Raw genomic sequence first — 19,131 nt, forward strand, 5'->3', positions numbered from 1 at the left:
AAAGACTCGGTCTGACTCGGATTGTGGACGGCGCCTATCACTCACCCTCACTGGAACTTAGCCCGAAGAAGCGCTCGAAGAATGCACCCAGCTTTGCAATCACCCGCTGCTTCCTCTCCCCGTGTCCGCCGTTACTGGAAAAACGCGACGCGGGCGGCAATACCTCCGTGATTGCAGTCCCCGTCGTGCGGAGCGTGCCGTCGCGGAATGCGTTCTCAACGAATGAGTGGACGGCATGGGAACGCAGGTTCTCCTCTGCGATGATAGATTCCAGCTCCGCGTCGCGCTTGGCTGCAATGAAGGCCTGCCATTCCTCGTCGATCGCACCGTCGACGGAGACGGAGTCAACGAAGTCCTCAATGAGGTCCTTCTTATTCCGCAGCGTCGGGCTGGCATCCACGGCACGGGAGATCTCAACGCGGATTTCCTTGTCCTGACCATCGCCGTACTGTTCACGGAACGTGGCGACCAGCATCAGAATGTAGTCGACGTTGATCTCAACCTGCTTGATCAACTCGATCTCGAAGACCACATCATCGTTGATAATCTCTTTGTCCGCGGCTTTGTCCTTGCGGAACTCCGCATACAGGTCGAGGTAGACGCTGCGGTAGTCCTGCCCCTGGCGTGCAGTGAGGATCTCCGAGCCGGCGAAGTCGTCGAACGAGGTGAGGATGTTCTCGAGCCTCAGGATCTGCCCGAACGTCTGGATGAACTCCTTCTGTGCGCTCTCCCCGACGATCGGCTGTCCGAGAGGGAACGACACCAGCAGCTGGCCGACCTTGTCGGCATACTCGCCGTAGTACTCGGCATACGGCTTGAGGAGCACGATACCCTGGGCATCCTTATTGCCGAACAGTTCGAGCGCAGCCTTGGTCTCTTCCTCAAGATTCCGGAAGGCAACGATGTTGCCGTAGGTTTTGATCGAGTTAAGGATGCGGTTCGTGCGTGAGTACGCCTGGATTAGGCCGTGCGCGCGGAGGCTCTTGTCGACGAACAGGGTATTGAGCGTTGTGGCGTCGAAGCCGGTGAGGAACATGTTGACGACGATCACGAGGTCGAGCTCACGGTTCTTCAGGCGCTGAGAGAGATCCTTGTAGTAGTTCTGGAACCTATCTGCGCTCGTGTCGTAGCTTGTGCCGAAGATGTCGTTGTAATCTTGGATCGCGTCTTCCAGGAAGCCTCGAGCGTCCGCAGCCAAAGCGTCGGTGTCGAACGCCTCGTCGTCGAGAATGCCGTCATCAGTAGCATCGTTTGCGCCATATGAGTAGATGAGGCCGATCTTGAGGCGACGATCTGGCAGCAACTCTTCTTGCTGAATCTGGAAGTGGTTGTAGTAACGGCGCGCGGCGTCGATCGACGCCGTAGCAAAGATTGCGTTGAACCCACGCACCCGCTTGCGCTCGCGCACGGCCTCCGCCTGGCGGCGGGCACGGGTCGCCTCTACCACGTTCGCGACGACGGAGTGTTCGTAGCTGGATGAGCGCTTCGTCTTCTGGTCGAAGTGTTCCAGCGTGTACTTCACGATCTTGCTGATGCGCTCCGGGGCCAACAGTGCCTTGTCGGTGTCGATCGAAGGGACCTGTTTGTCGACAACCGAACCGACCCTTACCGTGTTAACGTAGTCGATACGGAAGGGCAGCACGTTCTTGTCGGTGATCGCATCCACGATGGTGTACGTATGGAGCTTCTCCCCGAACGCCTGCTCAGTCGTCTTCAGCTGCGGGCTGCCTCCACTGCTGGCGTTGGCGGCGAAGATCGGGGTACCGGTGAAGCCAAACAGGTTGTACCGCTTGAATGCCTTGGTGATGTCGGCGTGCATGTCACCGAACTGAGAGCGATGGCACTCGTCGAAAATGATCACAACGTGATCGCTCGTGATGGAGTGCGCCCTGTTCGCCTTGATGAAGGTAGAGAGCTTCTGGATCGTCGTGATGATGATCCGCGCGCCCGGATCCTCCAACTGCTTTTTTAGTACCGCTGTGGAGGTGTTCGAGTTCGCCGCGCCTTTCTGGAAGCGGTCGTACTCGCGCATCGTCTGGTAGTCGAGATCCTTGCGGTCCACGACAAACAGCACCTTGTTCACGCTCGGAAGCTTGGACGCCAGCTGCGCCGTCTTGAAGCTGGTCAGGGTCTTGCCGGAACCGGTGGTATGCCACACGTAGCCGCCTGCGGCGACGGTACCGAGCTGCTTGTAGTTCGTGGAGATGTCGATCTTCTGCAGAATGCGCTCGGTCGCCACGATCTGGTAGGGCCGCATCACCAGCAATAGCGAATCAGCCGTGAGTACGCAGTAGCGGGTGAGGATATTCAGCAGCGTGTGCTTGGCGAAGAACGTCTTCGCAAAGGATGTCAGATCCTGGATCGGCTTGTTCTGCGCGTCCGCCCACCACGACGTGAACTCGAAACTGTTCGACGTTTTTCGACCCTTGCCGGGCTTCTGGCCTTCCTTGAGATGCTGGCTACGGGTGGTGTTGGAGTAGTACTTTGTGAGCGTGCCGTTGCTGATGACGAACAGCTGCACGTACTCGAAGAGGCCGGAACCTGCCCAGAAGCTGTCACGCTGGTAACGGTCTATCTGGTTGAACGCCTCGCGAATATCCACTCCGCGGCGCTTTAACTCGATGTGAACCATCGGGAGTCCGTTGACCAGCACTGTTACGTCGTAGCGGTTGGCGTAATTTGCGCCGCCTTCGTCGCGCTCGAGTTCGTACTGGTTTATGACCTGCAGACGATTGTTGTGGATGTTCTGTTTGTCCAGCAGCCTGATGTTCTTCGTCGTACCGTCATCACGGTTCAGAATCTGAACGTGGTCCTCTTGGACGCGGACCGTCTTTTCGACGATCCCGTCGTTCTTGCCCGCGATTTTGTTCTCGAAGAAGTCTTTCCACTCTGTGTCCGAGAACGTGACGTGATTCAGCGTCTCGAGCTGGACGCGCAGGTTCGCGACTAACTGCTCCTCTGAGGTGATCGGCACGTACTCATACGCCTGCGACTTCAGTAGCCGGATCAGCTCACCCTCCAGGGCAGACTCGGACTGATACGCCGCTTCAGCTTTCGCGCCCAGAACGTGCTCGGCGACGACCGTGCTCTCCGCAGAGACCGCGATCGGATCGTACTTTCGCGGTGTCGCCATACTCATGCGGCAGCCTCCTCGAAAATAAGCTCCTCGAAAGCAAAGAGGCTGTCACGATAGTACTCGTACTGCTTCCGACGGGCAGCACGCTCGGCAGGAAGGCCAGCGCTGAGGTCGTCAACGAGAGCGTCGAACTTTTCAAGCAGCGCTACGATCCGGCGTTGGTCCTCCAGAGGAGGGACCGGAATCGGAAAATCCTTGATTAGCTTGGCGTTCAGATCAGCGCGTGCACCGCGACCAAACGCTTTCAGCTCTTCGTACTTGGAACTCACCCAGTAGAAGACGTACCGGTAGTCAGCACGGGTCTCGTCGATCTGGAGATTACAGCAGTGCTGGTTTGTGGTCAGCGGAACCTTGTTGACTGCGGATCTCGCGGCAGTTGCACCAGAGATCGCGACGATGACGCAGTTCTCCGGGATCCAGGAAACGGCAGTCTCCTGGAGAGCGCGGTCTGTGATTCGCATCTCAGCGTCCCAGATTTCGCCGAACCTGACTTCACTAGTGCGCAGCCACGGGATTGTGCCGTTTTCGTAGTACTCGGATTTGCGTGCCGTGGGGGTTGCTCCCGACGACACATGGGACGAAACCTGCCCCAGAGTCGACCACACGGCTCCTTCCTGGGCAGTAGATGCAAGAAGACTGGAGCGGTAGTACTCGTATTGGCGGCGGCGGCCATCCAGCTCTGCTTCTAGCTCTGCTTTCAGTTCGGCTTCCAGCTCAGCGAACTGATCCAGTACCCGCACGATTTCCTGCTGCACTTCGAGAGGCGGCACGGGTATCCGGATCTTTGCGAGCGAGGCGCCAGATACGCGCCTGACCTTCGTGCCATTTATGTACCGCTTCTTTTGCTCCTGGAAGCGTTCCGAGGTGAAGAAGTAGGCCACGTAGCGAGGATCAAGGCTGTGGCGGTAGATGTAGGCGTCCCCGCTGACAGCTACTTCTTCGGAGCCGAGCCACGCAGTTGCCTTGGCAACGGCTTCGTCGTCTTCGCTTGTGGTCGCGATAATGAGATCGCCCGGCTCAGCCCTGCGCAGTCGTGCCGCGAGCGTGGGGTTCGTGAAGGACTTAGTCGATTCTGTCCAGATTCCGTAGTAGGTATGCACCTGACCGTAGTGAATTGCTGGAAAGCCTTCGTCGGTCAGGTCCGACTTTTGAAGTCCATTGCCGCGGACGAACTCGCCGACTTCTCCGAGTGCTTTGAGCGCAACCCCATGCGAAGCCAAATCCACGATCAGCTCATCCACCCGACTCACTTCATGCCTTCCAGATCCGCGACGATCTCGTCAATCGACGCACGCAGCCCGGCCTGACGGTCCACGATCCGTGCGATCTCCGCGTTCAGCTCTGTGATGTCAACGACTTCACGGGTGTCCTCCTGATCGACGTAGCTGGACACAGCAATGTTGTAGTCGTTCGCGGCGATGTCCTCATTGGCTACGACCTTCGCGACATGGTCAACATCATCGCGAGTCGTAAGGGCGTCGAGGATGCGCTGCTGATTCTCGGGCTGCAGCTTGTTCTTATTGCCCACGCGTTTGAACTCGGCCGACGCATCGACGAACAGCACCGCATTGTCGGTCTTCGACTTCTTGAGCACGATAATGCATGTGGCAATCGTGGTGCCAAAGAATAGGTCCGGCGGCAGCTGGATGACAGCGTCGACGAAGTTGTTGTCGATGAGGTACTTACGGATCTTCTGTTCCGCTCCGCCACGGTAGAGCACGCCAGGGTACTCGACAATCGCGGCGGTTCCGTTGACCGCCAGCCAGCTTAGGATGTGCATAGTGAAGGCGAGATCAGCCTTAGACTTCGGTGCGAGCACACCAGCAGGCGCGAAGCGTTCGTCGTTGATAAGCAGCGGGTTGGCGTCGCCCTCCCATTTGATGGAGTAGGGCGGATTTGAGACGATAGCCTCGAACGGTTCGTCGTCCCAGTGGTGCGGGTCAATCAGGGTGTCGCCGTGAGCAATGTCGAATTTCTCGTAATTGACGTCATGCAGGAACATGTTGATCCTTGCGAGGTTGTACGTGGTCAGGTTGATCTCCTGGCCGAAGAAGCCGCCCACGTTCTCGCGGCCGAGCACCTTGGCAAACTTCAGCAGCAACGAGCCCGAACCGGCGGCGGGGTCATAGACCTTGTTGACACGAGTCTTGCCCTGGACGGTGATCTTCGCGAGCACTTCGGAGACTTCCTGCGGCGTGTAGTACTCGCCACCAGACTTACCAGCCTGGGAGGCATACATCTGCATCAGGTACTCGTAGGCGTCACCGAACAAGTCGATCGAGTTGTCCCCGAAGTTCCCGAGCGGCAAATCACCGATCGCATCGAGCAGCTTGACCATCTTTTCATTGCGCTTGGCCACCGTGTTGCCGAGCTTCGAGCTGTTGACGTCCAGGTCGTCGAACAGGCCTTTGAGGTCGTCTTCGCTGTCGGTGCCGGCAGCGGACCCCTCGATGTTCTTGAACACCCGCTCGAGCGTCTCGTTGAGGTTCTCGTCATGCGGGGAGCGCTCTCGGACGTTCTGGAAGAGCTCAGACGGCAGAATATAAAAGCCCTTCTCGGCAACAGTTTCCTCGCGACCGAACTCCGCATCAGCATCGGGCAGTCGCAGGTAGTCGAAGCCAGCCTCACCTGCATCGTGCTCACCCTTGTTGATATAGGTGGCAAGGTTCTCGGAGACGAACCGATAAAAGAGCATGCCGAGTACGTACGACTTGAAGTCCCACCCGTCGACCGATCCCCTGAGGTCGTTCGCGATCCGCCAGATCGTCTTGTGCAGCTCCGCGCGTTGCGCTTCTTTAGTTGTTCCGGCCATATCCGTGCGTTTACTCCTTCGCGCTTGGCGCGCTTACGTTGGTCTCCCAGGGCAGTGCTCTCAACTTAGCAGCGAGCGCCGACGCTGTCGGATAGCGGCGCGACGTTGGAGGGAAATGAGGCTGAATTGGTGTCATCGTGTTGTCAAGGCGAGGGACGGGGCTGCGCGACGGGCCGGGTTCGATCGACAAGTTGATCGATAGAGTCATGCACAGGGTCGGCGGTCGCCAGCAAACATGGTCCGAGTATCCTACCTGTGCACAGGGAGGAAACTCCTATCCGCGCCGGCACCCGAACGACGAGATCATTTCGACAGGCAAAGCGAGCAAACAGCCCATATGACTTCCCTCATCTCCTGGCTCGACGCGTCCACCGAGGAAAACTCAAGGATGCGCGAGCTCGTGAAGCTCTTCGGCACGCCGGAAACCACCGATGACCTCGGCATGGGCCAGCTGCGCGACGCGATCAGCAACAGCTTGTTCCCGGGGACCTCCGTGCTGCACCTGGGGGCGCGGTACATGCTCCTCGTCCCGTGGGCCTACCAAACCGCCCACCGCAGCACGCGAAACCCCGACGACCTGAGCAAGCGGTCCGAGGAATCCGAGCGGCAGTTGATCGGTAGGCTCAAGGAAATCGGGGAGGAAAGCTACATCGGGCGCGACGCCGGCCGAAACGTCCAGCAGCTTCCCTCCGCCGCGTACTGGACCGCGCTACGCACCTACGGCATCGTCAGCCCCGACACCGACCGCTCCGCCGTAGCCCAGCTGATGTGTGCTGATGCCCCGGCGCCTGAAGACGGCGAAAGCAGCTACTCGGTCTGGAACCAGACCCTCCCCAAGCCGCCGGCCGGCTTTCCGCAGGCCGAAGATCGCGGACTCAAGCTGTCCCACGACGAAGCCCGCTGGCTCCAGGAACGCATCCTGAGCACCTGCCCCGGCACCATGCTGGCCCACGTCGTCGGATCAGAGGTCAGCCCCACCCCGGGACTTTGGGCACCCTGGCTGGACCCGGCGTGCCGCAGCGCGGAGGGCGACCCCGCGCAGTGGCTCAAGGACGCCGAGGCGTTCTCCTTCATACACAACGGCGCTACCATCCTCTACCAGCACGTGCTCGCGGAACTTTCGGCAAAGGTCTTCTCCGCCGGTAAGGACACCTCGAAGCCCACGATGGAACTCCTCGCAGCGTGGGAGGAACAGCGGGACAGTAAGCGCGAACTCCTCGCTGAATGGGACGTCGCCGGTTTCATCGCCCGCGCCACGGCACTGAACCGCGGCATCAACAGCAACACCGCCGGCTTCGCCCAGCAGATGGCAGAGGCGGCCGCAAGCCCCGGCAAACTGACCGACAACCAGGACTTCCGTGCCGCCGTCGAAACCCGGGAAAAGCTCATGAAGAAGTCCAATTCGCGGTTCCGCAACGAACGCCGGCTCCGCGCCTGGCAGCCGCCGGACCGGGTGGCAGCCCTGACGTTCCGCTGGGCGCAGGTACGCCGTAACGTCCTGGACATCCATGCAGGACTCGCACTGGAAGGGCAGTCGAATGCTTGAGGCAGCAAACAGGCAGGCACTCACCCAGCAGCTGCGCCCGCCGGCAGGATTCCGGCTCTCCCACGCCGTGGGCACCACCTTCACGCTGGACATGACCAGCGCCCTTTCCGTGCCGCTGAGTTTTGTCGCGGGCTCCGGGGAAGAATTCACCAATCCGGTGGCCGCGCTCAGCGCCCTGCGCAAAGTCTCTGACCGCGTGGACATCTTCTGCCAGGCGGGCCACATCAAAGCGCCTTCGAATGCCTCGGACCTGCTCGCGCTGCTGGAGCCGATGGTCCATCAGGTCAGCGTCAAGCGCGGGCTGTTCCACCCCAAAATCTGGCTCCTCGAATTCGAAAACGACACCGAACGCCGCTACCGCTTCCTGTGCAGCAGCCGCAACCTCACCACCGACGCCAGCTGGGACCTCCTCGTCCGGCTGGACGGCGAACCCGTGCAGGACGGCGGGGATGCCGGCCCGGACAGCGGACCGCTGGCACGCTTCATCGCCGGGCTCCCCGGCCTCTGCACGGTAACGCCCGACGCCGGGCGGCTCGCTAGGGTGCGCGGCCTCGCCTCCCGCCTGGCGGATGTTCGCTGGGACCTGCCCGAGGACATCCACCGCTTGGCATTCCGGCCCATGGGTATGGGCGAAGACTTCGAAGACGGATCAATCGTGGCGCATCTGCGCGATCCGGGTAACTTCAAGGCACTCAACGGCAAGACCGGTACCGGGGCCCACTTCGGTCGAGAGAAGCTGGTCATCTCGCCTTTCCTCGATGACAGGATGCTCGGCCGGTTGCGGGATCCGTGGACGGATAACCTCTACGTTTACTCACGCGGCGACCAGCTGGATCTCCTCAACGAGACAACGGTGGGTGATTCCGCAACGTCGTTCAAGGCTTTTGACGAACTCGGCATCCCCGAATCGTCGGAGTCAGGGCAAAGCGATGTGGACGAGTCCGGACTCCAGCGCGTTGCCGACGATCTCAGAGGCTTGCACGCCAAGGCCTACTTCTGCGACTTTGACCACCATACTTACGCGCTTCTCGGGTCCACCAACGCCACCGAAGCGGGCTTCACAAGGAACGTGGAGTTCCTGCTGGAAATGCGGGGGGCCAAGAAACGCCTGGGGGTGCAGCGCATCCGGGACAGTCTCAAGGGCGTGCCCTTCGCCGATTATCTGGGCACTGGCGGCGCAGCCCGCTCCGAAGAAGACGTGGCGGCCTTCCGACTTGAGAACGCCCTGCGCGAAGCTGCCGCGCAACGGTTCCTGCTCGACGCCGTCCCTGAGGGCGACGCCAAAAACAACTTCGCCGTGACGGTCTCGCACGACTGGTCACCGAAGCCGGAATTCACCGCGAAGCTGCGGCTCCTCTCGCTCCCCCAGCCGAGCGCCGTCGTCGAGCCTTCCAAAGGTCAGCGCGAACATGTCTTCCACGTCATACCGCTGGCTGACGTGACGCCGTATCTGGTGCTGACGCTGGAGGACCCGGCGGCCGGGCTGTCCAAGAGCACGGTGATCCAAGGCAGTCTGCGTACCGATCCTGCAGGACGGCTTGATGAGATCATTGCCCGCCAGCTGGACGACCCCCAGAAGCTTCGCCAGTTCCTGCTGTTGTTCCTCACCCCGGAAGATGCCCTGCCAGGGTCGGGGACGGGCACAGGTTGGTTCGCCGGTTCAGGGTTCGGCGACGGATCCACCGCGGGACTCTTCGAAGCGATGGTGGGCGCGATGGCGGGTCCGGACGCCGCCTCGGTCTTCCCGGATCTGAAGGTCGTCATGGACCGTCTGCTCGCCCTTCGAGGCGACGACCCGGAGATTCAGCAGCTGCACGTGCTCTGGACGGCAGCGACCGAGGCATTGGACATAGGGGAACTTCATGGGGTTTGATGCAACGCCGGCGCTGGACGGACTAAGGGGCTTTCAGCACCGCACCGTGGAACACGTCTTCAAGCGCCTCTATCTGGACGACCAGCCGGCGGACCGCTTCCTCGTCGCGGATGAAACTGGGCTGGGCAAGAGCATGGTTGCCCGCGGCGTCATTGCCAAAGCCATTGAGCTTCTCGACCGGCCCGACTCCGGGGTGAACCGCATCGACGTCGTCTACGTCTGCTCCAACGCTGACTTGGCCAAGCAGAACCTCAGCCGGCTGAACGTTACCGGGCAGAAGGACATCATTGAATCCGGCCGGCTCACACTGCTGCCCACCGAACTGGCCAAGCTCAACGCTCCGGCCGCGCCTGGAACACGCAAGCGCGTCAACTTCATTTCGCTGACCCCGGGAACGTCGTTCAACGTCGGCGGGGCGACGGGCCAGGCCAGGGAGCGGGCTGTTCTCTTCCGCATCATCACGCAGCTCGGCGTGATCGGCGAAGAACAGCACGACGACGCCGTCGAGCTCCTGCGCGCGGGCGCCTCCCCGCAGAACTTCGCGCGCCGCGTCCAGTACATGCATGAGCAGTTCCCCAACGGTTTCTCGGTCCCCGTGCGGAACCGGTTCCGCACGCTAGCGCACCAAAGCGGCAACCTTCCGGCGTTCCGCAAGGCCCTGCGCGAGGCGGCGCGCGACGGGGCGGAGACCGTTCGGCCGCGCATGAGCGCCATCATTGGCGGGCTTCGCGGTGACCTGGCCCAGGCCGGGCTGGATTGTCTGGAACCCGACCTGATCATCCTGGACGAGTTCCAGCGATTCCGCGATCTGCTCTACTCCCCCGGAACAGCGCCCGACGACGAGGATCCCGCTGCCCAGCTCGCGCGGCAGTTCCTGAACTACGACGGCGCCAAGCTGATCCTGCTCTCGGCCACGCCGTACAAGGCGCACACCGGGGCGAACGAGGAAGACGGCGACGACCACGCTGCGGACTTCCGGCAACTGCTGCGCTTCCTGAGCAGTGAGCGGCCGGGATACATGGAAGACCTCGAAGCAGATCTGGACGGGCGAAGGACCCAGCTGCTGAAGCAGGTCCCTGACGATGCTCTGACGCACCGCATCGAGAACGGCTTGAAGCTGTTCATGAGCCGCACCGAGCGGCCCCAGCTCGGCAAAGACGACATGCTGTCCGTGATCGAGATGGCACCGACGGATGTCCGCGCCGGGGACCTCACCAGTTACAAGTCCCTCTCCGCGTTGTTCCGGGCCGCCCGCACCGGCAATCCGATGGAGTACTGGAAGTCCGTGCCGATGTTCGCGCACTTCCTCACCGACTACAAGGTCGGCAGGATGCTGGACGGCAGGATCCACTGTGACCGCGAAGCCGTTGACCCGGTGTTGCCGGCCCTCGCGACCATCGACCCCGATGCCTATCGCAGCTACGGTGCCGTGGAGACCGACAACGCCAAATTCCGGGCCGTGCGCGATCACACCGTCGGCCAGGGCTGGTGGAAGCTGCTGTGGATGCCACCATCGCTCCCCTATGTGAAGCCCTCCGGCGCCTTCGCCGAGGTGGGTTCGAACGTCACCAAGCAGCTGGTCTTCTCGGCGTGGAACGCGGCCCCGACGGCGATCACGACGATGCTCTCCTACGAGGCCGAGCGGCAGATCCTCGAGGGGTCACCGCTGCACGGTGAAAACACGGCCGCGGCCCGCAAGCGTTTCCGCGGCAGGCTGCGGTTCCGCGTCCGCGACGGTGAGCCCCAGGCTATGTCCACGCTGGCGCTGTTCATTCCCCACGCGGCCCTGGCACTGGCAGGTGACCCGTTGGAGAGTGCCTCCTTGAGTAATTCCGTGGTGCCGGGCGAAACTGTGCGGGCAGCCGCGGCAGCGTCTGGCACCGCGATGGTGGGCGGCGCCGTCGTCGACACGGCCAGCCGCCTCGGCACCTGGGCGTCCTACTTCTCGGTGCCCGGCGCTCTACCGGCAGAGTGGAAAAACGATGCCAAACTGGTCACGCGTGAACTTCGGCAGTTGGACGAGTACACCCAGCAGCTCGGCAAGGCTTCGGACGCCGCTGACGCCGATCAGGATGGAGGCTCCGAGGCCGGACTCTACCTGGCCCACATTGACCGGATGCTGGAGGCCGCGGCCGGTGAACCGGCGGGCTGGGAGGACGGGATTGAAGACCTGGCCGTCAACTCCCCCGCCAACTGCCTCTACCGTGCCCTGGAGCGCGTAGTCCCGGACGAATTCGACGGCACTGAGCTGTGGAAGGCTGCCGTGTTTGCGGCAAGCGGCCTGCGTACGCTGTTCAACCGGCTCGATGCAACCGAGCTGCTAGACAAGCTCTACCCCGAAGGCGACTACTGGCAGAAGGTCCTGCGCTATTGCGAAGCCGGAAACCTTCAGGCGGTGTTCGACGAGTATGCTTTCCAGCTCCGCAGCCAGCAGGCCCCTGGGGAGATCACCACCGAGCAGCTGTGGGCGCTGGCCGATGACATTCGGCGTTCACTGTCCCTCAAGCCGACGCAGCTGCTCGCCAAATATCCCGACGGTTCGCACGAGGATCTGCGGATGGGCAGCCGTTTCGCGGTCCGGTACAGCAACGCCAAGACGGACGACGGCGACAGCAACCGTATGCCCGATGTCCGCCGGGCCTTCAACAGCCCGTTCTGGCCGTTCGTTTTGGCGTCGACGTCCGTCGGGCAGGAAGGCATCGACTTCCACTGGTGGGCGCACTCGGTGATCCATTGGAATGTGCCCGGCAACCCTGTTGATTTTGAACAGCGCGAAGGTCGGGTGCACCGTTACCTGGGACATGCGGTGCGTAAGAACGTCGCCGAAGCCCACGGCGCCGAGGTGCTGAAGCCCGGGGTCACGGACCCGTGGGAGTCGCTGTTTGTCGTTGCTGCCGCTGATGTCGCCGCGCACCCGGAGAATTCCAACACGGAGTTCGCTCCGCACTGGATCTACCCGGGTGCACACAAGATCGAGCGGCGGTTGCTGGACCACCCTTTGAGCCGGGACGTGCCCAGGACCAAGCAGATGCTTGCAGGACTCGCGAAGTACCGGCTGACACTGGGGCAGGCCCGGCAGGATGACTTGTTAGGGCTGATCAAGGATGGGACTGAGATTAAGCCGCTGAATTTGCGGCCTTAGTTCGGTCGAGTGCCGAGGCCGACGGCGCGATGTCTCCATGCCCCGCAGGCAGACTGCGGCGGGTGGAGACACCGCAGGCGTTTGACTGCGGCGGGTGGAGACACCGCAGGCGTTTGACACTGCCAGCTCAGACCGCAGACGCACGCTCGGCAACAACGTCATGGAGGCACTTTGCAGTTCCGCCGTTCAATAACTCGGAGAACCCTGCGGAGGAGACCACGCACACGTGGTGCTGGCGGCGATCCTGGTTGATGACATCGAGTAGTTTGTCGCTGAACTGAATTTTCATATTCGTAACGACTTGGCCGGTCAGGTCACCATGAACGAGGAGAGATATCTGGCCTGTCAGGTCATTCTTGAACCTCGCGCCCTTGGTTTTGATGATCTTTGCTAGGTTCTCCCGTTTGACGTGCTCTCCGCGCACAACAACTTTGCCTGTCATCGTCACCGTCTGTCCGCGAAGCGTGGTCACGAAGCCGTTGCATGATTCTGAATACTGGTACATTTCGTTCCTCCTGCTCGATTGGGGCTATGCCGCCATGAAGTCTTGGTTGTCCTGGCAGTCCCAGAAGTCATCCTCGGAGAGACGATGCGTCCACAGGCGAAAATGCTTTGCGGCCTGCTGGGCGATGCGATTTCCCGGGTATCCCCTGCCGTCGGACCACGCTGCCAGTTCCAGATGAGTGGTGGTCTTAACTACGTCCTGCACAGCCGGGAAACAATCGCTATCCCCCGAGAAGAGAATGAGCGTGTCGAAGCGATGAGACTCGGCCGTCTTTACGAGATCCAGGCTTAGACGAACATCAACGCCGGATTCCTTAGGCTGAACGCGATACTTCGCATAGTGGAGGGGCAGGTACGTGGCCTGAATCAACGGATCTGCAGCCCACCGGCGTTGCTCATCCCGAAAGATCTTCGTGGCTTCCGGATCCGAGAACCGTTCTGGGCTACCCCGAAAAAGGAAGATTCCCGCGAGCTCGCCCTCTTTCGTGCGCTTTGACATGATTGATTCGGCAACGCGGCGCGGCGAAACATGCGTGGTCCACTTCTCAAAATCTCTGGCGAAGAGATCATGCCCCACAAGGTGGACGTTCGAATAATCGAGAAAAACTGCGATTCTATCCATAGCTTTTATCTCCTTTAACAGGTGAAGCCGCCACGGTCAACGTGACGGCATTTAGATCTATGACGTTTTTGGTGAAACGAGATTCAAATCCTGGTTCGAACTACGGCGTGTCTTCCAATATCATCCGGAGCATATCTCGAATAGATATTTCCCCTATATACAAAAGAAGCCCTACACCTTCGAGGTGCAGGGAGTCCTGTTGATATGAGTGTGCGCTTCGGTTTGCAATTTGTCAAATCCGCGGGGGCCTATGACTGTTGCTCGGACACCCCGGCAGCCGTGGGTCGCCTCATTCGGTTGTCAGGGGTTCCGAAATGTACCGCCAGTTGAGGGCTTTCCAAAGCCGGGCCCACACGTCGGGTCGCTCATTACGCCACCGAACCAGCGCCGGAAAGAGGGTGCGTTGGCGCTGGTGCGGCTCGGGGCAATTCGGTCGTGGGCTAACGCAGGAATGTCGGGGCTTCTGGGTAGCCTTTCCCAATAACCAATTTTGCACTGCGGGGGAAGAATGAGCACGCTCGACGAAGAGCAGCAGGCGGCGCTGCGGAAGTTCAAGCAGGAGGTGTTGGGTCTTGGACCCGACGAGGGGGTGGCGGCAGCGGCTGAAGTGCTGCCACCGTCGCAAATTCACGTCCGGCAGGACACTACATCCCGCCGCAAGCGAGAAACTGGCCCAGGGAGTCCCGGAAAGTACGGCCCAGCAATTCTGCTAAGCGAGATCGCCCAAGAGACCGGGCTGAAGGTTCAGGACCTAATCCGCGAGTCACGTCGCGCGGGAATCCAACTTGCTTTTAAACCAAGACAGACGCGCCTGTTTCCGGAAGAGGCGGCGCATCTCCGGCGCTTTGCTGCCGGGCCGCCCAAACCGAAACCACTGACTCGGGCCAACTACCGGCCGGATCCGTTGGGCCGTATCAGCCTCTACGACTACGACCGGCTCGAGCAGGGCTATGCGGGCCGCCTCAAGGCACTCGGCTACTTGCCGGCGCGCCGGGACGTCAAGCGATTCCCGAACGGCGCCTGGACAGAGATTATGAATCATCACCGCAGGCTTGTAGTGCAGCAGACTGAACGAAATCGTGCCCACGCCTCTGAAATGCAGCGGAACGGTGCACCATCCGATGCCGCTACAGCGGCAGCGCCTCAGTTAAAGGCTGTCACCACGCCGCAGCCGAAGGCGTCCACAGTGATGACGACTGTCGTGTCGAGCCCGTTGGCGGCAGATATCAAACGTCAACTCGACGCCCGCCGGCATCGGCGAGAAATCGACCCCGAAGCCAAGCCTGAACCTGCTAGCATCAAGCTCGCGACACCAGCCACGGAACCCATACCCACGTCCATCGGGCCCGGAAACCCGGCTCTGGAAGAACTGCAGCTGACGCTTAGCGCTTTTGCCCCGAAAGACCACCCCGTCTTTTTCGAAAGCTTGGCTGCCGCCTTGGAGTTGGACGAGCGCAATGTCAGAACGTTGTCAGTCGACGGGGATTCACCCAATCTCACAGACCGGGCTCTCCGCAGCCTGATCCGCCTCGTCTGCAATGCGAAGTTCGGTCTATTCGCCTACCACGATGTCAGCAACAATCTCCGTTCGGCCGCCCGGAGGAACAGCGCGAACGCGTCACCGGTTGCGATGAAGAATGCCCTCACAAATTTGCGGCCAATGGACACGGGTGTGCTGACAGACGCCGGCAAGAGCCGCTTCGTCTTCTGGCACGTGGAGCAAGACGGAACGCAGCTGGCTGTCATCACTTTCGGGGCTATGTCGGATTGGGTTCAAGGAATGGGGGTCGGCCAATACGTCCCCCTGCGCGGCCGGTTGATCACCGTGTCACGCCATGCAAAGCTGACCGAAGTGGCCCGGGAGGACGCCCAATTCATGGTCGAGGCCGCACTCAAGCTTCGGAAGGGCATCCACATTCGCCGGAGCGCACCAGTTTTGCCTGAACCCCGAGGACGGGATTACCTCGATGTCCGCAGGGCCACCCTTCAACGCACCCTCACCTATAAACCGCACAGCGACTGGTTGATTCCCGTGGTCATCGAGGACGGTTTTGCCACGGCCGGTCTCCAGGAAGGGTTCTTCTCGAACTACGGAGGCAGAAGCGCGCATGAAGTTCGCCCATTCATGCGTCGCGCGCCTGGCACCTCATGGAACGCGCCAAAGACAGTACCGGTAAGCGCGCACACTCGCGGCGGCTACGAAGTCGGCGACATCGGATTCATGCCTACGGTCACGATCATGCGAGAAATGAACGCCCACTCGACTTAGCACTACTGCGCCACGGCAGCAGCAGTCGCAAACACATCCGCCGGCATCGGCCGGTGCAACTTCCAGTTGATCGCGATCGGCTTCTCCCCCTTGTGCTGGACGTAATCCAATTGCCCGAGGCACGAGTAGGGCGTCCGTCGAAGAACTGCTGGGCGACCTCGACGCCGTCGCCGCGTTCCGGCGTCGCCATCAGCCCAAGTAGCTGCTACTGCAGGTGGTTCAGGGGACGGCGGGAGGTGGCGTCCATGGCCACCCGAGATCAGCGTTCGGGCTCCGAGTAAGGCACCGTTTCGACACGTTTGTTCTGTTACGAGTCACAAAGAATACGCGGATTGATGTGACACGATGCAAGTATGACCGAACATGAGCTGGGGCATGTGGAAAGCGTCCCCGTGGGTAGCGTTTTCCACAATAGGCGGGACATCAAGTCGGCCGGACTTCATCGCCATCTTGTCAACGGCATTGATGGGGATGAGCGCGTCACACGATCGATCGTGGCAGCTGGCGTCTATAGCGGTGACAAGGATCATGGAGTCACACTTTGGTACGCCGGACAAGGCGGGTTGGACAGGGACACCGGACAGCAAATTGACCACCAGCGTTTCGAAGGACCCAACGCCGGATTGGCCGCTTCATCGGCCAGTGGGATTGTCATTCGACTTATCCGCGGCTGGGGACCCAAGAAAGGTGCCAAGGTCTATCGGTATGACGGACTCTACCGAGTCAGCAGATACTGGCTTGATCGAACGGGCCCCTATGACGTCTGCATGTACCAGTTGGACGCGGTGGAGTCTGACCTCGGCTATGCGTTTGAACCACAGCTGGACCGTCATGGACGTCCGTCTCCTGTCAATGCCCTGGACTGCAGCGAATTACCCCGCCTGACCTACAGCCGTGCTTCCCGCGCTGCGCGCCAGCGGCTTGTTCAACTTGAACGTGCTGACTGGAAATGCGAGCAGTGCTCGGCCAGACAGAATGCAGCGGCCGGAACGCTTCTACGGGTAGTGACAACCCGGCGAAAGGATGTCTGGCGAGTGCTCTGCACGCATTGCTACGCCAAGCATCTCAGGAGTGCCTACTGATCAGCCGACCGACAAATACTCCTGGAAACTAGTCGCCGCCAACCCGTTCCCTGCGTCCAGAGGAGGGCAGTCCATGAATGTCTGCCCTATCCCAAAAACAGCTTGACGCGGCGGATAATGTCGTCGTTGGTCAACACTTCACATTCCCAGACATCTAGGTACTTCCACCCTTGCTCCAGAAGTTGTTTCCGCTGGACGGCGTCCCGCTCCTGATTCCGCAGTCGCTTGTCTGCCCAGAACTCAGTGTTGCTTTTCGGTAGCCGTGATCCGACCGGACAGTCATGCCCATGCCAAAAGCAGCCGTTGACAAATATAACCTTCCTGCGACCTGCAAATACTAGGTCCGGCTTCCCTGGTAATCGGCGATCATGGAGGCGATACCGAAGCCCGTCGCGATGCAACACGCGCCGCAGCATGATCTCCGGCTTAGTATCTTTCGAACGGATTTTTGCCATGTGGGCGCTTCGCCGGTCGGGGCTCATGAAGTCCGCCATGTTCATATCCTAGTTCCACCTCGCTCGCACAGCTGGTCGTCGGGAACTGCGTGCTTCCGGACCAAATGCTCAGTCGGGGGACCTAAGGCTTGGGCGTCTGGGCCGTCATCGAGAACGAGCCGGCCAGAACAAGTAACTGCGCCGCCCGCCATCTCTCCCTTGATGTGTAACGGCACAACGACCATATGCAAGCTCAGTTTGAGGCTGGGGTCCGCCCGTACTCTTTCAGTAGCCCTGAGAGAAGCCTGCCCACTGCAAGCGACTGCCAAGGTGATACCGCGTTCCCCACCTGGGTGTATTGGGGGACTTCCAACTTCCGCCGATGCGCACCAGTGGTTTCCCTGCCGAGAAACTCGAATGAATCAGGAAAACCCTGAAAGCGTGCAAGCTCTCGAACTGTAAAAATCCGGGACTGCATGGGGTGTACATAGTCGTCGGGCAGTGTGACGACGGTCCGGCTCGGTTCGCTGGCGCTGAGCACTTTCTGGCTGTGCTTCCGCGTCACAAGCTCAACACCGAGTTCCACAAGCTCGTCCAATGAAGTGATCGTCCTTGCTGCTGCCGGCCGTGCCGAACACTGGAGTTGCAGAGGAAATTCGACGTTCGCCAATGCCCGCTTAGCCATCGACTTCTGGCCTTCGAGATCCAAGGAGCTCATCTGGCTGAGCAGTCGCTGGTCAATGCCATTGCCGTGCATCATCCGGTAGAAAGAGAACCGAGTGACAACTGTATCCGTGTGGCGCCTGGGAGTTTGGTTGGGAGGGTCGTTTGCGTCGTCACGGCGTTTGGGTCGTACCGCCTCCTCCGCTTTCCTCAGACTGGCTAGGTACTCCGCGTTCCTGCCAACGTCGGTGGCGTCCCAACCTTCCAAATCGGAGATGGCATCACGGATGGTGAATGCCCGACCCGAAAGGGTGGTCGGAACAGGCGCTAGCGGCGGGATATCGCCAGCAAGATCGGCGAAATCTGACTTCCAGATCCCAGCCGTCGCCTGTATTCGAAGTTGGGTAGCGACGTCACTCCTTAAAGCAATCAGCATGAGCCTCGGCCGGAACTGGGGGGCTCCATAGTGCACCGCGTTGACACGGACGGCTTGGACAACGTATCCAGGGCCGATGTTGGTGAGGGCGGCCTGCAACTGGGAAAAGGAGGATTCCTCGCCCTTGACGAAGCTCTGGCTCATTCCAACTACGTTTTCAATTACGACCGCTTTGGGCTCGGTCCGCTCAACGAAGTCGAGATATTCCCAGGCAAGCCGGTTCCGTAAGTCGTCCTTGAGCCTACGGCCAGCCAGAGAGAACCCTTGGCAAGGAGGACCGCCCACGACGGCGTCGAGATCCTGCTCACTGAATCTCTCCATGAGACCGTCATCGGCGAGCACGTTGGCCAGCTCACTCACTACAACTTTGCCTTCGAACTGGCGCCGGCGGCTGCGCTGCAGATATTGCTGCCACACGCGCACATCTGCCGCGTCCGCGACATAGTTATGGAAGAACGTTCGAGCGGCCATGTCTGACTTCTCTACGGCGGCGACAAGTTCGCCCCCCGCCCGTTCCATGCCCAACGAGAGACCACCACAACCCGAGAACAGGTCAACGAACTTCATCACTGATACATTGTGCCAGAGTCGGACCCCGTTCCTTGGGCACGG

The 19,131-nt window shown here is 60.6% G+C and carries 12 protein-coding genes; 5 read left to right on the forward strand and 7 right to left on the reverse strand.

Features of this window, described 5'->3' with window-relative positions:
* Nucleotides 1–37: 37 nt before the first annotated feature.
* The 3 genes from ACFVVK_RS12455 to ACFVVK_RS12465 are packed head-to-tail and all read right to left on the reverse strand — an operon-like array spanning nt 38 to nt 5,948.
* On the reverse strand, nt 38–3,139 hold the full coding sequence (locus ACFVVK_RS12455) for a type I restriction endonuclease subunit R (RefSeq protein ID WP_390266970.1): 3,102 nt from the start codon (nt 3,137–3,139) through the stop codon (nt 38–40).
* On the reverse strand, nt 3,136–4,377 hold the full coding sequence (locus ACFVVK_RS12460) for a restriction endonuclease subunit S (RefSeq protein WP_390266973.1): 1,242 nt from the start codon (nt 4,375–4,377) through the stop codon (nt 3,136–3,138). Before ACFVVK_RS12460 ends, ACFVVK_RS12455 begins: the two co-directional genes overlap by 4 nt.
* Nucleotides 4,378–4,382: 5 nt before the next feature.
* Nucleotides 4,383–5,948, reverse strand: a complete 1,566-nt coding sequence (locus ACFVVK_RS12465; RefSeq protein WP_390266976.1) for a type I restriction-modification system subunit M — start codon at nt 5,946–5,948, stop codon at nt 4,383–4,385.
* A 337-nt stretch (nt 5,949–6,285) separates the two neighbouring features.
* On the opposite strand from ACFVVK_RS12465, the gene ACFVVK_RS12470 reads away from it, so the two are divergent.
* From ACFVVK_RS12470 to ACFVVK_RS12480, 3 genes are read left to right on the forward strand one after another with little or no spacing between them, the layout of a single operon-like run.
* Complete coding sequence (locus ACFVVK_RS12470; RefSeq protein ID WP_390266979.1) at nt 6,286–7,494, forward strand: DUF6361 family protein; 1,209 nt, start codon at nt 6,286–6,288, stop codon at nt 7,492–7,494.
* Nucleotides 7,487–9,367 (forward strand): phospholipase D family protein, encoded by a 1,881-nt coding sequence (locus ACFVVK_RS12475; protein ID WP_390266981.1) that lies wholly within the window; start codon nt 7,487–7,489, stop codon nt 9,365–9,367. Before ACFVVK_RS12470 ends, ACFVVK_RS12475 begins: the two co-directional genes overlap by 8 nt.
* Nucleotides 9,357–12,509, forward strand: coding sequence for a DEAD/DEAH box helicase (locus ACFVVK_RS12480; protein WP_390266984.1), 3,153 nt, complete (start codon nt 9,357–9,359; stop codon nt 12,507–12,509). Before ACFVVK_RS12475 ends, ACFVVK_RS12480 begins: the two co-directional genes overlap by 11 nt.
* Before the next feature lie 127 nt (nt 12,510–12,636).
* Here ACFVVK_RS12480 and ACFVVK_RS12485 read toward each other — a convergent pair whose 3' ends face one another.
* Together ACFVVK_RS12485 and ACFVVK_RS12490 are read right to left on the reverse strand one after the other, a co-directional pair.
* Nucleotides 12,637–13,014, reverse strand: coding sequence for a hypothetical protein (locus ACFVVK_RS12485; RefSeq protein WP_390266987.1), 378 nt, complete (start codon nt 13,012–13,014; stop codon nt 12,637–12,639).
* A gap of 24 nt (nt 13,015–13,038) precedes the next feature.
* Nucleotides 13,039–13,635: an NYN domain-containing protein gene (locus ACFVVK_RS12490; protein ID WP_390266989.1), complete on the reverse strand. Its 597-nt coding sequence runs from the start codon at nt 13,633–13,635 to the stop codon at nt 13,039–13,041.
* Nucleotides 13,636–14,143: 508 nt separating this feature from the next.
* Here ACFVVK_RS12490 and ACFVVK_RS12495 point away from each other — a divergent pair.
* On the forward strand, nt 14,144–15,904 hold the full coding sequence (locus ACFVVK_RS12495; RefSeq protein ID WP_390266992.1) for a hypothetical protein: 1,761 nt from the start codon (nt 14,144–14,146) through the stop codon (nt 15,902–15,904).
* Nucleotides 15,905–16,257: 353 nt separating this feature from the next.
* A complete protein-coding gene (locus ACFVVK_RS12500) occupies nt 16,258–16,986 on the forward strand; it encodes a YDG/SRA domain-containing protein (protein WP_390266995.1) in 729 nt (242 codons plus the stop codon).
* An 86-nt stretch (nt 16,987–17,072) separates the two neighbouring features.
* Here the strand turns inward: ACFVVK_RS12500 and ACFVVK_RS12505 are convergent, their stop codons facing one another.
* On the reverse strand, nt 17,073–17,480 hold the full coding sequence (locus ACFVVK_RS12505; RefSeq protein WP_390266998.1) for a very short patch repair endonuclease: 408 nt from the start codon (nt 17,478–17,480) through the stop codon (nt 17,073–17,075).
* Between the two features lie 193 nt (nt 17,481–17,673).
* Nucleotides 17,674–19,086 carry a DNA cytosine methyltransferase gene (locus ACFVVK_RS12510; RefSeq protein ID WP_390267248.1) on the reverse strand — a complete coding sequence of 471 codons (1,413 nt, stop codon included), beginning with the start codon at nt 19,084–19,086 and terminating at the stop codon, nt 17,674–17,676.
* Between the last annotated feature and the right edge of the window lie 45 nt (nt 19,087–19,131).

Source organism: Arthrobacter sp. NPDC058192 (genome assembly GCF_042883665.1).
Lineage (GTDB): Bacteria > Actinomycetota > Actinomycetes > Actinomycetales > Micrococcaceae > Arthrobacter.

What these genes read in the sequence shown, in the direction of transcription:
- ACFVVK_RS12455 (WP_390266970.1), bottom strand. Translation starts at nt 3,139, where the DNA reads ATGAGTATGGCGACACCGCGAAAGTACGATCCGATCGCGGTCTCTGCG.
- ACFVVK_RS12465 (WP_390266976.1), bottom strand. Translation starts at nt 5,948, where the DNA reads ATGGCCGGAACAACTAAAGAAGCGCAACGCGCGGAGCTGCACAAGACG.
- ACFVVK_RS12470 (WP_390266979.1), top strand. Translation starts at nt 6,286, where the DNA reads ATGACTTCCCTCATCTCCTGGCTCGACGCGTCCACCGAGGAAAACTCA.
- ACFVVK_RS12475 (WP_390266981.1), top strand. Translation starts at nt 7,487, where the DNA reads ATGCTTGAGGCAGCAAACAGGCAGGCACTCACCCAGCAGCTGCGCCCG.
- ACFVVK_RS12480 (WP_390266984.1), top strand. Translation starts at nt 9,357, where the DNA reads ATGGGGTTTGATGCAACGCCGGCGCTGGACGGACTAAGGGGCTTTCAG.
- ACFVVK_RS12485 (WP_390266987.1), bottom strand. Translation starts at nt 13,014, where the DNA reads ATGTACCAGTATTCAGAATCATGCAACGGCTTCGTGACCACGCTTCGC.
- ACFVVK_RS12490 (WP_390266989.1), bottom strand. Translation starts at nt 13,635, where the DNA reads ATGGATAGAATCGCAGTTTTTCTCGATTATTCGAACGTCCACCTTGTG.
- ACFVVK_RS12495 (WP_390266992.1), top strand. Translation starts at nt 14,144, where the DNA reads ATGAGCACGCTCGACGAAGAGCAGCAGGCGGCGCTGCGGAAGTTCAAG.
- ACFVVK_RS12500 (WP_390266995.1), top strand. Translation starts at nt 16,258, where the DNA reads ATGACCGAACATGAGCTGGGGCATGTGGAAAGCGTCCCCGTGGGTAGC.
- ACFVVK_RS12505 (WP_390266998.1), bottom strand. Translation starts at nt 17,480, where the DNA reads ATGGCGGACTTCATGAGCCCCGACCGGCGAAGCGCCCACATGGCAAAA.
- ACFVVK_RS12510 (WP_390267248.1), bottom strand. Translation starts at nt 19,086, where the DNA reads ATGAAGTTCGTTGACCTGTTCTCGGGTTGTGGTGGTCTCTCGTTGGGC.